This is a genomic window from Streptomyces sp. NPDC060035 (assembly GCF_042736635.1).
In the GTDB taxonomy this organism is placed as follows: domain Bacteria; phylum Actinomycetota; class Actinomycetes; order Streptomycetales; family Streptomycetaceae; genus Streptomyces.
Genome location: NZ_JBHWVO010000004.1, coordinates 335,841 through 351,023, shown reverse-complemented (window position 1 = coordinate 351,023; position 15,183 = coordinate 335,841). Strand labels below are relative to the sequence as shown.

General features: G+C 70.4%; 10 protein-coding genes and 1 pseudogene. All 11 read left to right on the top strand.

What is annotated here, in order from left to right:
- Nucleotides 1-191 precede the first annotated feature (191 nt).
- The 11 genes and pseudogenes from ACFWBQ_RS08790 (at nucleotide 192) to ACFWBQ_RS08740 (ending at nucleotide 15,091) form a co-directional block, all read left to right on the top strand.
- Nucleotides 192-995, top strand: a complete 804-nt coding sequence (locus tag ACFWBQ_RS08790; protein ID WP_385485599.1) for an alpha/beta fold hydrolase — start codon at nucleotides 192-194, stop codon at nucleotides 993-995.
- On the top strand, nucleotides 992-2,272 hold the full coding sequence (locus ACFWBQ_RS08785; RefSeq protein WP_385485597.1) for a PP2C family protein-serine/threonine phosphatase: 1,281 nt from the start codon (nucleotides 992-994) through the stop codon (nucleotides 2,270-2,272). Before ACFWBQ_RS08790 ends, ACFWBQ_RS08785 begins: the two co-directional genes overlap by 4 nt.
- A pseudogene (locus tag ACFWBQ_RS08780) lies at nucleotides 2,269-2,598 on the top strand (STAS domain-containing protein); the annotation flags it as partial. The gene ACFWBQ_RS08785 and the pseudogene ACFWBQ_RS08780, both read left to right, overlap by 4 nt.
- Before the next feature lie 820 nt (nucleotides 2,599-3,418).
- On the top strand, nucleotides 3,419-5,239 hold the full coding sequence (locus ACFWBQ_RS08775; protein ID WP_385485595.1) for a glycoside hydrolase family 15 protein: 1,821 nt from the start codon (nucleotides 3,419-3,421) through the stop codon (nucleotides 5,237-5,239).
- 3 nt (nucleotides 5,240-5,242) lie between these two features.
- Nucleotides 5,243-6,187: a cyclase family protein gene (locus ACFWBQ_RS08770; RefSeq protein ID WP_385485593.1), complete on the top strand. Its 945-nt coding sequence runs from the start codon at nucleotides 5,243-5,245 to the stop codon at nucleotides 6,185-6,187.
- 397 nt (nucleotides 6,188-6,584) lie between these two features.
- Nucleotides 6,585-8,165 carry a GMC oxidoreductase gene (locus tag ACFWBQ_RS08765; RefSeq protein ID WP_385485591.1) on the top strand — a complete coding sequence of 527 codons (1,581 nt, stop codon included), beginning with the start codon at nucleotides 6,585-6,587 and terminating at the stop codon, nucleotides 8,163-8,165.
- Nucleotides 8,166-8,338: 173 nt separating this feature from the next.
- Nucleotides 8,339-8,758 carry a nuclear transport factor 2 family protein gene (locus ACFWBQ_RS08760; RefSeq protein WP_385485589.1) on the top strand — a complete coding sequence of 140 codons (420 nt, stop codon included), beginning with the start codon at nucleotides 8,339-8,341 and terminating at the stop codon, nucleotides 8,756-8,758.
- The gene (locus ACFWBQ_RS08755) at nucleotides 8,746-9,459 is read left to right on the top strand and encodes a substrate-binding domain-containing protein (RefSeq protein WP_385485587.1); all 714 of its coding nucleotides are present in this window, start codon (nucleotides 8,746-8,748) and stop codon (nucleotides 9,457-9,459) included. The genes ACFWBQ_RS08760 and ACFWBQ_RS08755 overlap by 13 nt, the downstream gene beginning before the upstream one ends.
- A gap of 198 nt (nucleotides 9,460-9,657) precedes the next feature.
- Complete coding sequence (locus tag ACFWBQ_RS08750; protein WP_385485585.1) at nucleotides 9,658-12,084, top strand: SpoIIE family protein phosphatase; 2,427 nt, start codon at nucleotides 9,658-9,660, stop codon at nucleotides 12,082-12,084.
- Nucleotides 12,085-12,213: 129 nt separating this feature from the next.
- Nucleotides 12,214-13,620 carry an MFS transporter gene (locus ACFWBQ_RS08745; protein WP_385485583.1) on the top strand — a complete coding sequence of 469 codons (1,407 nt, stop codon included), beginning with the start codon at nucleotides 12,214-12,216 and terminating at the stop codon, nucleotides 13,618-13,620.
- The gene (locus ACFWBQ_RS08740; protein ID WP_385485581.1) at nucleotides 13,610-15,091 is read left to right on the top strand and encodes a pyridoxal phosphate-dependent decarboxylase family protein; all 1,482 of its coding nucleotides are present in this window, start codon (nucleotides 13,610-13,612) and stop codon (nucleotides 15,089-15,091) included. The genes ACFWBQ_RS08745 and ACFWBQ_RS08740 overlap by 11 nt, the downstream gene beginning before the upstream one ends.
- Nucleotides 15,092-15,183 lie beyond the last annotated feature (92 nt).

The following is a 15,183-nucleotide window of genomic DNA, read 5'->3' as shown; positions in this document are numbered from 1 at the left end:
GTTCTTGCGATCCCTGGGAGGGAATTCCGTGATACGTGCCCTGTCAAGGAAGGTTCTGAATGAGCCCCGCACCGACGAACGACCACTCTTCCCGCAGCCGGGCCGGCGGCCCCGCTTTCGGCTCCGGCGCCGGTTCGGGCCGGGGCAGCCGCTTCGGATCGCCCGCCCCGAGTGATGGGAAACTGGCGGGCATGGATATCCGTCGCAGGAACAACATCACCGTCACCGGCCGTGCGGACGGGCCGGTGCTCCTCCTGGCGCACGGCTTCGGCTGCGACCAGAACATGTGGCGTCTGATAGTCCCCATGCTGGCCGAGGACTTCCGGTTGGTGCTCTTCGACTACGTGGGTTCCGGCCGCTCGGACCCTTCGGCCTGGAGCGAGCAGCGCTACAGCTCGTTGGAGGGCTACGCCTCGGATGTGCTGGATGTCTGCGAGGAGCTGGACCTGCGGGATGTGATCTTCGTGGGGCATTCGGTCAGTGCCATGGTCGGGGTGCTCGCAGCGGCCGAGGCACCCCAGCGGTTCTCCCGGCTGGTGATGGTGGCTCCGTCACCCTGCTACATCGACGAGGACGGGTACCGGGGCGGGTTCAGCGCGGACGATATCGGTGAGTTGTTGGAGTCACTGGAGTCGAACTACCTGGGCTGGTCGGCGGCGATGGCCCCGGTGATCATGGGTAACGCGGACCGGCCGGAACTCGGTCAGGAGCTGACTACCTCGTTCTGCGCGACCGACCCGGACATGGCCCGGGTTTTCGCCCGCACGACGTTCTTGTCGGACAGTCGCGAAGATCTCAAGACGGTCGCGGTGCCGACGCTGGTGCTGGAATGCAAGCAGGACGTGATCGCTCCCCGCGAGGTCGGTGCCTACGTCAACAGCGCGATTTTGGGCAGTCGCCTGGTCACGCTGGAGGCGACGGGGCACTGTCCGCAACTCAGCGCACCGCAGGCCACCGCGGAGGCGATCACCGGCTTCGTCGAAGCGGCCCGATGATGTGCCGTACCGATCAAAGTCCGGACGGGGAGCACGATGTGGACGCCACGGGCGTGGCCTTCACCGCTCTGCTGGAGGACAGCGCAGAGGAGCTTTACGAGCAGGCTCCGTGCGGCTACCTGTCGACACTGATGGACGGCACCATCGCGAAGATCAACACCACCTTGCTGGAGTGGCTGGGTCTTTCGCGGCGGCAGGTGGTAGGCCGGATGCGGTTCGCCGATCTGCTCACCGTGGGCGGCAAGCTCTACCACGAGACGCACTTCGCCCCGCTGTTGCAGATGAACGGCGAGGTCAGCGGCATCGCTCTGGACATCAAAGCCACTGACGGGCAGCGGATGCCGGTGCTCGTCACATCGAGGGTGAAGACCAGCGACGACGGTGAACCGATGCTCGTCCGCACCACAGTCTTCGACGCCCGCGACCGCCGTGCCTACGAGACCGAGCTGCTGCGCGGACGCCAGGCGGCCGAAGAAGCGCGCCGCCAGGCTGAGGCCGATCGCGAACGGCTCCAGGAAGCTCTCGCCGTCCTCCAGCAGAGCCTGCTGCCCGCCGAACTGCCCACGGTTCCGGGCCTGGAAGCCGGCTCCTACTACCACACCGCCTCTCCGGATCTTCTCGGCGGAGACTTCTATGACCTGTTCCCCCTCGGTGCGGGCCGGTGGGCGTTCTTCCTCGGCGACGTGTGCGGCAAAGGCCCCCAGGCCGCCGCGGTCACCTCGCTGACCCGCTACACGCTGCGGGCGGCCGCCCTGCACGACCCGGACCCCGTCCATGTGCTGACTACCCTGAACACCGTGCTGCACGAGCGGTACACCAGCGGCGAAACCCGCTACTGCACCGCCATATTCGGTGTCCTGCGCCCGAGCAGCGACCACGTCAGCGTGCACCTGGCCTCCGGCGGCCACCCCTCCGCACTGATCCAACGCGCCGACGGCACCGCGCACTACCTGCCCACCCCGGGGGGCATGCTCATCGGCGTCCTGCCCCAGGCACAGTTCACACCCGCCCGCACCCAGCTGTTTCCCGGCGACACCCTGCTGCTCTATACGGACGGCCTGACCGAAGCCCGCACCGGGCCCAAGCGCGAGCTCTTCGGCGATGATGCCCTGCGCGCCTTCACCGCCCAGCAGCCCGCCACGGGGCCCCAGGCGCTGATCACCGCCCTGACCGGTCTGCTCGCCGGCTTCGGCGACGGACTCGACGACGACACCGCGCTGCTCGCCCTCGGCGCGCCCGCCCCGCTTCCCGCCCCCGCGAGTGAACACCTGGCATGAGCCCGCTGACGATCACTGCGCGAGGCGCAGCCACCGGTCCCGTACTGGAGATCACCGGTGACCTCGACCATGCGTCGGCACCCGCACTTCGTCAGGCCGTGGACCGTCTCACCCTGGTTACCGGGCACCTGCTGGTCCTGGACCTGGGCGGCCTGGAATTCTGCGACTCCAGCGGCATCACCGCTCTGCTGGCGGCACGCAATGTGGCTACGGAACAGAGCGCCGACATGGCCCTGGCCGCAGTCCCCGCCAACACCGCCCGGATCCTGCGCGTCATCGGCCTGGACCGAGTCTTCACCCTCCATCCCGACACATCAACAGCCACCAACCCCAGCTCCACAGCGTCCAGGACGGCCGCCCCCGTCCGTGTATCTGCGGGAGAAAGTCGGCCAGGTCAGGTCCGCGCCGACCAGGACCTCGCCACCGATCGGTAATGGCCGACCCGGATCCGTTCGGGCCACGGCCCCAGGATCTGGCGGCGCCCGCCGGTGATCCGGTCCTGCGGGGCAAATCCGTCGACCACGGCGCGTTGACGACGGAGTACCACCGGAGTGCCGCGCCCAGCTCGACGACTGGACTGTGCGCATTGTGGCGCGGGGTCAGCTGCTGTCCGGTGCGGCTCTCCTGCACGCGTGGCCTCCCCGTCGGGAGCGCGCCGCCCCGCGCCGGCCCGGTCAAGCGCGACACGTTGCGGCCGGGGCGGAATCGCCCGCGTGTCCGCTCACCGGGGCCCACAGGCAGCGGGATCACCGCTCCGCCCGGCTGCGAGCCTCCGCCGGTCGGCGCGCGATGTGCCGCTGCCCGGCGGTACGGCAACAGTCTCCGTCGCTCGGCTGACGGCCGAAGGCGGGTGCCGGTGGGCTGGGCCCGTATGCCAGGGCCGGCGCCACGTGTGCCCGGCCGGCCACAGTCGGTTAACGCCCCCCAGAAGGTGTACAGCAAGCCGAGGGCAGTGCTCGGCTCCGGTGGCCACGGGGGGCTTCGGCTGCGGCGCCGCTGAGGCCGGTCGCCGTTGCGCCGGACGGGTGTCGGCCGGGCTGCCGTGTCCGTGGCCCCTTGGGCAGCTGCCCCTCGACCGCGTCGAGCAGGGACGACAGGGGTGCCGGATAGTGGACGCAGGGGGATTTCCGAGACTGCGGAGCTGCAATGGACCGCTACCCTCCCATCGCCGAACACGGCCTGGTGGGCGACCTGCAAACCGCCGCGCTCGTCTCGTCGCAGGGCGTCGTCGACTGGTTCGCCGCTCCCCGGTTCGATTCACCCAGCATCTTCGCCGCCTTGCTCGACCACGACGGCGGCGGATACATGCGATTGGCCCCCGAGCACCCCGATGGGACCTGCAAGCAGCTCTATTACCCCGACACCGCCATCCTGGTGACCCGCTTCATGTCGCCGGACGGGGTGGGCGAGGTGGTCGACTTCATGCCTCCGGACCGGACCCGCACCGCCACCGACCGGCACACCCTGATCCGCGTGGTCCGTACCGTGCGCGGGACTGTCGATTTCACCCTCGAGTGCAGGCCGCGCTTCGATTACGGCCGGGCCGAGCATGAACTCGAGCTCGGCGAGAACGGCGCTGTGTTCCGGGCCCCGGGGATCGACGGTCACCTGCAGTCCACGTTCCCACTGGAGCGGGACGGCCAGGACGTGCGCGGAAAAGTGACGCTGAGTGCCGGCGAGTCCGGCGGCGCCGTGTTCAGCGTCTGCGCGTCCGGCGGTGAGGCGCCCACACCCCCCACGGTCGACCGGCTCACCGAACAGATCGGGGAAGTCGGCACGTTCTGGCAGCAGTGGCTGCGCCAGTCCCGCTACCGGGGACGCTGGCCGGAGCTGGTGCACCGCTCGGCCATCACCCTCAAGCTCCTCACCTACGCCCCCACGGGCGCCCTGATCGCGGCGGCCACCATGGGCCTGCCCGAGCAGGTCGGCGGAGAGCGCAACTGGGACTACCGTTTCACCTGGGTACGCGACGGCTCGCTGTCCGTGCGCGCCATGCTGGACCTGGGCTTCGTCGAGGAGGCCACCGCCTTCGTCCACTGGCTGGTGGACAGACTGCGTGAGCGCGAGGGCAAGGAGGGGGAGCCGCTCCAGACGATGTACCGGGTCGACGGCGATCCCGACCTGCCGGAGGAGACGCTCGATCACTTCGAGGGCTATCGCGGCTCCTTCCCCGTCCGCGTCGGCAACGGCGCCGCAGACCAACTCCAGCTGGACATCTACGGCGAGGCGCTCTACGCGCTGTCCCAGGGGCGCGAGATCGCCCAGCAGGCCAGCTTCGAGGGGTGGCAGACGCTCGCCCGGACGCTGGACTGGCTCGCCGACGCCTGGGACCGGCCGGACGAGGGCATCTGGGAGACCCGCGGTGGCCGCAAGGACTTCACCTACAGTCGCGTGATGGCGTGGGTCGCCTTCGACCACGGGCTGCGTCTGGCCGAGTACTTCCGCAGGCCCGCCGACCTGGATCGGTGGCGCAACGCGAGGGACGCCGTATTCGAGCAGGTCATGGAGCGCGGCTGGAGCGAGAGGGAGAAAGCGTTCATCCAGCACTACGACGGTGACGTCCTGGACGCCTCGCTGCTGCTCATGCCCAGGGTCGAGTTCATCGCTCCCCGAGCCGCGGCCTGGCTCTCGACGCTTGACGCGATGGACCGCAAACTCGTCTCCGACAGCCTTGTCTACCGCTACGACCCGGAGGCATCGCCGGACGGTCTGCGCGGCTCGGAGGGCACGTTCAGTCTGTGCACTTTTCTCTACGTCGATGCGCTGGCCCGGGCGGGGCGGCTGTCCCAGGCCAGGTACGCCTTCGAGAAGATGCATACCTACGCCAACCACGTCGGGCTGTTCGCCGAGGAGGTCGGTCCGAGTGGGGAGCAACTGGGCAACTTTCCCCAGGCGTTCACCCACCTGTCACTGATCACGGCGGCCATCACCCTCGACGAGGCGCTCGACGCGGAGCGGGGGCGCTGAGCCATGGTCACGGATGCAGGTCCGGCAGACCCGGCACGGCTGACCGCGGCCGAGTTCGACGTGCTGTACCGGCGCCTGGTATCGCGCGCCGACCGGTCCAGGGGCGACCGGGGTGCCCTGGACGAACTCACTCCTGCCCGGGTGCTGGCCGCCACCCGCGAGGTGCGGGCCGGACGGACGATCACGCTCGCCGCACCGGTGGAGACATCGCCCGGTCCGGACAATCCGGAGCCCGCGAGGCACTGGATGAGCGGGCAGCCGGAGGAAGACGTTTCGGGCGGTCTCCACTTCGCCCTGGACAGCTTCGTCATGAACGTGCACGGCGACGCCGACAGCCACATCGACGCCCTGTGCCACGTGATCTACGACGGTACGCTGCACGGCGGCGTGGCCGCGAGCAGCGTCACATCGGGCGGCGCGAAGGCGCTCTCCGTCGAGGCGGCTCGCGACGGGATCGTCGGACGCGGCGTGCTGCTGGACATCCCGCGGCTGCGCGGCGTGCCGTGGCTCGAACCGGGTGATCACGTGACCGCCGACGACCTCATAGCGGCCGAGGCCGCCCACCGCGTCCACGTCTCGGAGGGTGACCTCCTGTTCGTCCGGGTCGGCCACCGCCGGCGCCGCGCCGAACTGGGCGCATGGCAGGCCGCGAACGCGCGCGCGGGGCTCCATCCGTCCGCGCTGGAATTCCTGGCGGAGCGGCGCGTCGCGGTACTCGGCGGCGACGGGAACAACGACACCGCTCCGAGTTCCACCGAGGGCGTCGACTTCCCCGTGCATGTGCTGGCGGTCCACGCCATGGGCCTTCATCTGCTGGACTATCTGCAGTTCGAGGACCTGGTCCCGGTCTGCGAGGCGGAGGGGCGCTGGTCCTTCCTCTGCGTGATCGCCCCACTGAGGCTGCCGGACGCCACCGGCTCACCGGTCAACCCGATCGCCATCCTCTGAGGTCTCAGGTCTCGGATCCACGTCAGGACGTACGGGACAGCACCATGTTCTCCACCGGTTGCCGCCCGGATCGCGCAGCGGGCGGGCGCGGATCAGCCGCAGCGAACCGGACGGCGCTCGGATCGGCGGGAACTGCGACCGGAGGAGCCCGGACCGGCCGTCGACGCGGAAGCCGACCCGCGGGTCCTCATCGACGAGGCGGCGACGCCGTGCGGGCGATTCGGTGATTGCGCACCTGTTCGGCTCCCGTCGTGTCGCCCCTCCCGAGGCCGACCGATAGCTTCGATTACGGCACTGAATATCCCGATAAGGCGGATGCGTGTCCGGCACGGTGCAGCCAAAGCCCCTCCGGGCACTACGGCCAGGGCACCAAAGACTCCTAGAACGGGATCTCCGCATGGCCGACGATCACCACTACGACGTCATCATCATCGGTACGGGAGCGGGCGGCGGCACACTCGCCCACCGGCTGGCCCCCACCGGCAAGCGGATCCTGATCCTGGAGCGCGGCGACTACCTGCCCCGGGAGCGGGACAACTGGGACTCCACCGCCGTCTTCGTCAAGGGCAAGTACCGCGCTCCCGAGTTCTGGTACGACAAGCACGGCGACGAGTTCCCCCCGGAGGTCAACTACTACGTCGGGGGCAACACCAAGTTCTACGGTGCCGCGCTCTTCCGGCTCCGGCCCGAGGACTTCGGCGAGCTGCGCCACCACGACGGCATCTCACCGGCCTGGCCGATCCGCTACGAGGACCTGGAGCCGTTCTACACGCAGGCCGAGCAGCTGTACCTGGTGCACGGGCGGCATGGTGAGGACCCCACGGAGGGCCCGGCCAGCGGTCCGTATCCTCACCCGCCGGTGCAGCACGAGCCGCGCATCCAGCAGCTCAGCGACGACCTGGAGAAGAAGGGGCTCCACCCCTTTCACCTGCCCATCGGCGTGAATCTGACCCAGGACGACAACGGCTCGGCCACCCATTCCAGCGTCTGTATCCGCTGTGACCGGGTGGACGGCTTCCCCTGCCTGATGGGCGCCAAGTCCGACGCGCAGGTGATCTGTGTCGATCCGGCGCTGAAGCACGACGACGTCACGATGGTGACGGGTGCCCATGTGCGGCGTCTGGAGACCGACCCCACCGGGCGCACCGTCACCAGGGTGGTGGCCGAGTTCGAGGACGGATCCACCGGGGGATTCGGCGCCGACATCGTGGTGGTCGCCTGCGGTGCGGTCAACTCCGCCGCTCTGCTGCTGCGTTCGGCGAACGACAAGCACCCTGGCGGCCTTGCCAACAGTTCGGATGTGGTGGGACGCCACTACATGCGTCACAACAACCTGGCCCTGATGGCGGTTTCGAAAGAACCGAACCCCACCAGGTTCCAGAAGACATTGGCACTGCACGACTGGTATCTGGGCTCGGACGACTGGGACTTCCCGCTCGGCGGCATCCAGATGCTCGGAAAGTCGGACGCCGACCAGATCCACGGCGAGGCGCCGCGGTGGGCAGGCGCGGTATCACCGGACATGCCGTTCGAGATGCTCGCGCACCATGCCGTCGACTTCTGGCTGTGCGGGGAGGACCTTCCGCTGCCCGAGAGCCGGGTCACCCTCGATGAGAACGGCGGCATCCACCTGGCTCTCGACGAGAAGAACAACATCGCGGGACTGAAGCGCCTCCAGCACAAGCTGCAGGGGATGCTGGGCCACCTGGGCATGCACGAGCACCATCTGCTGTCGCACAGCATCTATCTGCACAAGGGCATGCCGATCGGGGCGACCGCGCACCAGGCCGGCACCGTCCGGTTCGGGGACGACCCGAAGAGCTCCGCACTGGACGTCAACTGCAAGGCCCACGACCTGGACAACCTCTACGTCGTGGACACGAGCTTCTTCCCCAGCATCGGCGCGGTCAACCCGTCCCTGACGGCCATCGCCAACGCCCTGCGGGTCGGCGACCACATCGCCGCCCGGCTGCGCTGACGGGGTATCGCAGGCAGTGACGGATCGAGTGCAGCGCCACCACAGATTGTCCCCGGGTGTCGGTTCGTTGCGGTTTCGGTGCGGCGTCAGCCGTCTCCATGTCCTGGATATCCCCGTCCGTCCTTACCTCCGGCGTAATCGACGCTCCGTCACCACCCCGGCAGGCTGTCACCATGACGCTCACCTCCACCGCGGACGCCACCCGCGCCACCGTTCAGAAATTCCTCGCCCTCCGCCTCGCCGGGGACGCCGAGGGACTCACCGCGCTCTTCGCCGACGACGTCGACTGGATGCTCGCCGAGAACCCCGCAGTCCCCTGGATCCGACCCCGCTCCACCGCCGCAGAATGTGCCGCCCAGTCCCAGGAGTTGATGGAGCACACCGTGTCCGAGGACGCCCGCGCGTCCGTCGATACCTTTCTCGTCGACGGCGCCGATGCCGTACTGATGGGGCACCTCTCGGGGACCGTCCGCGCGACGGGCAAGTCCTTCGCGGGGCCCTTCGCGCTGCGGCTCACCGTCGAGGGCGGCCGGATCACCCGGCACCACCTGTACGAGAACAGCCTCTCGATCGCGGAGGCGTGCGCTCCCTGACGACGCCTCGTCGGCAGCGCCCTCAGGGAGCGCACGGTGTCAGCGCCATCGCCATCGCCATCGCTCCGCAGCAGTACACGGACAAGACGTTGTCCGATGTTGTCCATGCCATCCCGCTGGTGACGCTGGAGAGCCACCTCGGCTCGGGCACTCCCGTCGTCACCTCGGACTCCGCCGCAGGAGCCCGTATGGCCGTCGAGCACCTCCTGGCCCATGGACACTCCACCGTCTGGCACATCGCGGGGCCGGACGGCTGGCTCGCCGCCGAGCAGCGCGTACTCGGCTGGCGCCAGGCCCTGGAGGCAGCGGGCGCGTCCGTACCCGGCCCTCTCACCGGTGACTGGAGCGCGAGTTCCGGCTACGCCCTCGGCCGGCAGCCGGCCTCCCGGCCGGAGGTCACCGCTGTGTTCGCCTCCAACGACCACATGGCGCTGGGAGTACTGCGAGCCCTGCACGAGGCGGGACGCCGGGTGCCCGAAGACGTCAGCGTCATCGGCTACGACGACATCCCCGAAGCCCCGTACCTCGAACCTCCCTTGACCACTGTCCACAATGACTTCGCAGAGACCGGCAGACGCGCGCTCCACCTGTTGTTGCGGCAGCTCCAGGGGGATGTGGAGAGCGATGTCCGTTCTCTCGTCCCGGTCGAGCTGATCGTGCGGGCCAGCGCGGGACCTGCGCCCCAGCGAGCAGACACCTGAGGTTCTCCCGGCGACGCCGATCGCCGGCGCGGACGTCCGGCATCGACTGTCCGGTCGCCGGCACTGCCGAAAGGCGGCCCGGCACGCCCTGGAGTTCAATGAAGGTCGGGAGCCGGCACGGGCGTGCGCGCGCGACAGGCCCGTCGGCGGCCCGGCAGGCAGGGGGCGTGACGGGCCGACCACAGGAGTGATCATCGAGTGAGCGGAAGCGACCGGCCCCCCGGTGCCGTCCCCGAGCCACCGGAGGACACCGCTGTGCTCGTGCTCGACGTTTCGGGCGAGGTGCTGGGCTGCACTGCCGATGCGGCGGGTCTGATCGGGATGCCCGCGGAGGAACTGAGGGGCACGAACATCGCCGGACTGTTCACCGACCTGCCCGACTGGCAGGAGCTTCGGGAACGGGTGCCGGAGAACTCACTCACCTCCGTGCGTGCCGCCCTGCTGTGCCGGTCGGCGCAGCCACTGGCGGTGCGGCTCGACCTGCTGCCCGTGGAGGCCTCGGCCGAGCCGCGCTTTCTGCTGCGGCTCATGCCGGTGACCGTCGCGGACCGGCGCGACGAGGACGACGCGCTGCTGCGGGCCATGTTCGCCCAGAGCGGGGTGGGGATCGTCATCCACGATGCCGATCTGCGGCTGACCAGAGTCAACCGCCTCTCGGTCGAGCCCGGCCCGTCACCCTTCGAGGGCCGGATGACAAGCCTCCTGGGACGGCGTCTGAGCGCCCTGCTCGTCACCGAAGACAGCGCCCTCATCGAGGACCGGCTCCGCCGGGTCATCGAGACCGGCGAACCGCTGATCGACTTCGTGGGTCGCGCCAGGCTCGCCCGGAGCCCCGAGCGTGAGCGGACCGTCTGCCTCTCCGCCCTGCCCCTTCGCGGCAGGGACGGAACGATGCACGGCGTCGCCGTCACGTTCACCGACGTGACTGAGCGGGAGAGCTCGCGGCGTCGCTCCGCCCTGGTCGCAGCCGCCGCCACCCGGCTCGGCCGCTCGCTCGACGTCCGGCGCAACGCGGAGACGCTGATGGACCTGTTGGTCCCCGAATTCGCCGATCTGGCCGCGGTGGACCTGACGGAGACGGTGCTGGTGGGAGAGGAGCCCGGAGATTTCGCGACCGGGGCGCCCCTGCTCCGGGTCGCCGTGGCCGCTCGGGAGGGCCGCTGGCCTCCCGAGCTGTATCCCCTCGACTCGGTCATCCGGGTCCAGGACACCGAGAGCGCATTGCTGCGCACGGGTGCGGCGCGCTTCTCCCGCGACATCTCCGAGCTCAGGGCCCGGATCGGGGACGACGAGCAACGCAGACGGCTCCTGCTGCCTCCGGGCGCTGCTTCGTTCATGGTGGTGCCCGTGTGCGCCAGGGGCCGGGTGCTGGGCGCGGTTGCCCTGTGGCGGACGGCCGACCGTGCCCCCTTCGACGAGCAGGACGTCTCGCCGGCCGAGGACATCGGTTCCCGCGCGGGCCTGGCCGTCGACAACGCCCGCCGCTACACCCGGGAGCGCCGCACGGCCGAGGCACTGCAGCGCAGCCTGCTGCCGCAGCCGGTGCTGTCCCTGACCGGCGCGGAGACCGCCGGGTTCTATGTGCCCGGCCGGACGGCCGCCGGCACCGGCGGGAGCTGGTTCGACGTCATCACCCTGTCTTCCACCCAGGTGGCTTTCGTCGTCGGCACCGTGCCCGGCCATGGGCTGAACGCCGCCGCCGCGATGGGGCAGCTGCAGACCGCCGTACGCACACTCGCCGACCTGGACCCCACCCCCGACCAACTGCTGAACCATCTCGACGACCTGGTCGTGCGGCTCGCGGAGCACCAGGAGCCCGGCGCGACGAACGGCACCGTACGGGGTGCCACCTGCCTCTACGCGGTGTACGACCCGGTGAGCGGCCGCTGCTCGATGGCGAGCGCCGGGCACCCGCCGCCGCTGCTGGCCCGTGTGGACGGCAGCGCCGCCGATACCGTCAAGTTCGACGCCGGTCCGGCCCTTGGGTCCGGCGGTGCTCCTTTCGAGCCCGTGGAGCTGGAGGCGGCGCCGGGCGACGTGTTCGTGTTCGCGGCGGGATCGCTGGCCGAGGGGAACGCACAGGAGCTGGTCGCCTGGAGCCTCTCGCGTCTGGCGGGTCCGAGCGCGCAGGGATCCGTACCGGTGCAGGACGTGGGGCAGAGCATCCTCGCCCCCTTCCTCGCACAGCCGCCGGACGACGACGCGGCTCTGCTGGTGGCCCGGGTGCGGTCCTCACCGGTGGGGTCGGTGGCCGCATGGGAGTATCCGGCCGACGTCCAGCGGGTGGCCGATGCCCGGAGAGAGGCCGCGGCGCAGCTGATCCTGTGGGGACTGGACGAGCTGGTGTTCACCACCGAACTGATCGTCAGTGAACTCGTCACCAACGCCATGCGGTACGCGGGCGGTCCGGTGCTGCTGCGTCTGATCAGAAACCAGTGGCTGATCTGCGAGGTGTCCGATCCCAGCCATACACAGCCCCATCTGCGCAGGGCCCGCCTGACCGACGAGGGTGGCCGCGGGCTGTTCCTCGTCGCGCAGCTCACGCACCGCTGGGGCGGCCGCTACACCGACTCCGGCAAGACGATCTGGACCGAACAGCTCATCGAGGGCCCGCCGCCGGCCTGACAGGGACCTCGCGTTTTTGGAGCGACGGGCTCGCGTGTCCCGGGCAGGGGGCCCGGGGCCGCCGGAGTTCATGGTGCCGTCATACGCACCCCTTGCCGCCTCCTCGAACATTCGTTCATGATCTGCGGCATGCCAGCAGACATCCGTGCGGACGGCGAACCGGGTCCGCGCCTGCCACGCCGGGTGCGTATCGGATACGGGCTCGGCTCGCTGTGCACCGGCACCTTCGCCACTGTTCCGGGCCTGATCCTGCTCTACTACCTCACCAACGTCCTCGCCGTACCCGCGGCCGTCGCGGGGGCGGCGGTCTTCCTGCCGAAGGCCTGGGACGTCCTGATCAACCCGCTGGTCGGAGCGGTGTCCGACCGCAGCGGGCTGCGCGGCGGTCCACGCCGTCCGTTCCTGCTCATCGGCGCCTGCACCCTCCCACCGCTCTTCGCGCTGATCTTCGCCGCGCCCCCACTGCGGGGAGCGGCCGCGGCCGGATACGTGGCGGTGCTGTTCCTGCTGGCGGCCACCGCGTACGCCGTCTTCCAGGTGCCGTACGTGACGATGCCCGCCGAGATGACCGAGGACCCGGCCGAACGCGGCCGGGTCCTGGGCTGGCGGGTGGGCTTCCTCGGCGTGGCGATCCTGCTGTCCGGCGCGCTCGCCCCGGCGATCGCCCACGCCGACGGTGACAGTCCCGCGAGCTACCGGACGATGGGGATCGCCGTCGCCGTCCTCCTCGCCCTGGGCATGTTCGGCGCCTGGGTCGCCACCCGGTGGGCCCCGGAGGTGACCCGGAGCGAGGCCGAGCCCTCGCTCCGGGCACAGTTGGCCGCCGCCCGCTCCCACCGGCCGTTCCTGTTCCTGGCCGGCATGTGGACCCTGCAGGCCCTCGCCATCGGCGTGATGCTCGCGGGAGTCCAGTACTTCGCCACGTACACCCTCGGCTCGCCCACCGCGGTCACCCCGTTGTTCGCCTGTCTGATCGGACCGCTCGTCCTCGTCATGCCGCTGTGGAACCGGCTGGCCCGCCTGCGCGGAGTGAAGGAGGCCCAGTGGTGCGCGTCCCTGCTCTTCCTCGCCGGTGCCGTGCTCCTCGCCTTCACCCCGGCAGCCGGACCGGCCCTCGGCTACGGGGCGGTCGTGGTCATCGGTGTCGCCTACGCAGGGCTCCAGTTGCTCCCGCTGACCATGCTCGCCGACACCCTCGCCGCCGATGTCGCCCGTACCGGCAAGCGGCGGGCCGCGACCTTCACCGGGCTGTGGACGGCCGCCGAGACCCTGGCCTTCGCACTGGGAGCAGGGGTGTTCGCGCTGGTCCTGACGGTGACGGGGTTCCGCTCCTCCGACGCCGACCACCGGGTGGCCCAGCCCGAGGCCGCCCTGACCGGCATCACCGCGGGCATGAGCGTGCTGCCCGCCGTACTCGCCGGGGCGAGTCTGTGGCTGCTGCACCGCTACCGGGAGGACCGGACCGAATCCGCACCGCCGCAGTCCGTACCTCCGCAGTCCCTACCTCAGCAGGAAGAGACCGACCGTGTCGACTGAACCCACCCGTGCCCTTCCCGCCGGCCGTTCCGCGGCCGAGGTGCTCGCCGAGCTGCGTGTCCTGCGGGAAGCCGACGCACCCACCCGGGGCGGGCGCACCTTCGCCTACGTCTACGACGCGGGCCTGGACGGCCTCGACGAGCTGGCTGCCGCCGCGTACACGGCGTACGCGACCGTCAACGGGCTCGACCCGACCGTCTTCCCGAGCGTGGCACGGCTGGAGAACGACCTGGTGGGGGCCGTCGCGACGCTGCTGGGCGCACCGGGCGCCCAGGGCACGTTCACCAGCGGCGGGACGGAGAGCATCATGCTCGCCGTCAAAACGGCCCGGGACCACGCGCGTTCGGTACGAGGAATCGCGGCGCCGCAACTGGTCCTCCCGTCCACCGCCCATGCCGCCTTCCACAAGGCCGCCCACTACCTGGGCCTGGAAACGGTCGTCGTTCCCGTCGACCCGGTCACCTTCCGCGCCGACGCCGCCGCCGTGGCCGCGGCACTCACCGACCGCACCGCGCTCGTGGTCGCCTCGACACCCTCGTACGCGCACGGAGTGATCGACCCGGTGGCCGAGATCGCCGACGCCGCCGCCCGGCGCGGAGTGCTCTGCCACGTCGACGCCTGCATCGGCGGCTGGCTCCTTCCCTACCTGCGGCGCGCCGGACGCGAGGTACAGCCGTTCGATCTGTCGGTTCCCGGGGTCACCTCGCTCTCCGTCGACCTGCACAAGTACGCCTACGCCGACAAGGGCGCCTCCGTCGTCCTCTACCGGGACGCCGAACTGCGCCGGTACCAGTACTTCGCCCATGCGGGCTGGCCCGGTTACCCGGTCGTCAACCCGACGGTCCAGGGCACGAAGTCCGGTGGTCTGCTGGCCCAGGCGTGGGCGGTCCTCCAGCATGTCGGTGAGGACGGCTACACCGCGCTGGCCGGCCGGGTCGCCGAGGCTTCCGACCGGCTGCTGGCGGGCCTGCGCGAGACCGGCGGTGTACGGGTGCTGGGGGAACCGGCCGCCGGACTCGTCGCGTTCACCGTCCACGGCGGGCCGACGGGCGGTGAACCCGACCTGAGCCTGCTGCTCCACCTCGCCGACGAGATGCGCGACCGCGGCTGGTACCTGCAGCCCCAGCTCTCCTTCGACGGCCTGCCGCCCAATCTCCACCTCACCCTGACGCCGGCCACCGTCGGGCAGGTGGACGCGCTGCTCGATGACCTCGTGGCCGCACTCCGGGCGGCCCGGGCGCTGCCTCCGGTGACCGTGGACCCGGGGCTCGCCGAGCTCGCCGCGGGACTCGACCCGGCGGCGCTCGGGCCGGACGAGATCGCGGCCGTCCTGGCCTTCGCGGGGCTCGGCGGCGGCTCGGAGCTCCCGGACAGGATGGCCCCCGTTCTGGTGCTGCTCGACGCGCTTCCGGAGCCGCTCAAGGAACGGCTCCTCACGGAGTTCATCGGCTCGGTGTTCCATGTCCTGTGAGGAGCGGTACCCCTGTCCGGTCCGATGCGCGGCGCCCAGGCCGACTGCCTGGACGCGCGCCGCCGCTGATCAGCCGCAGCCGGGATCCGAAC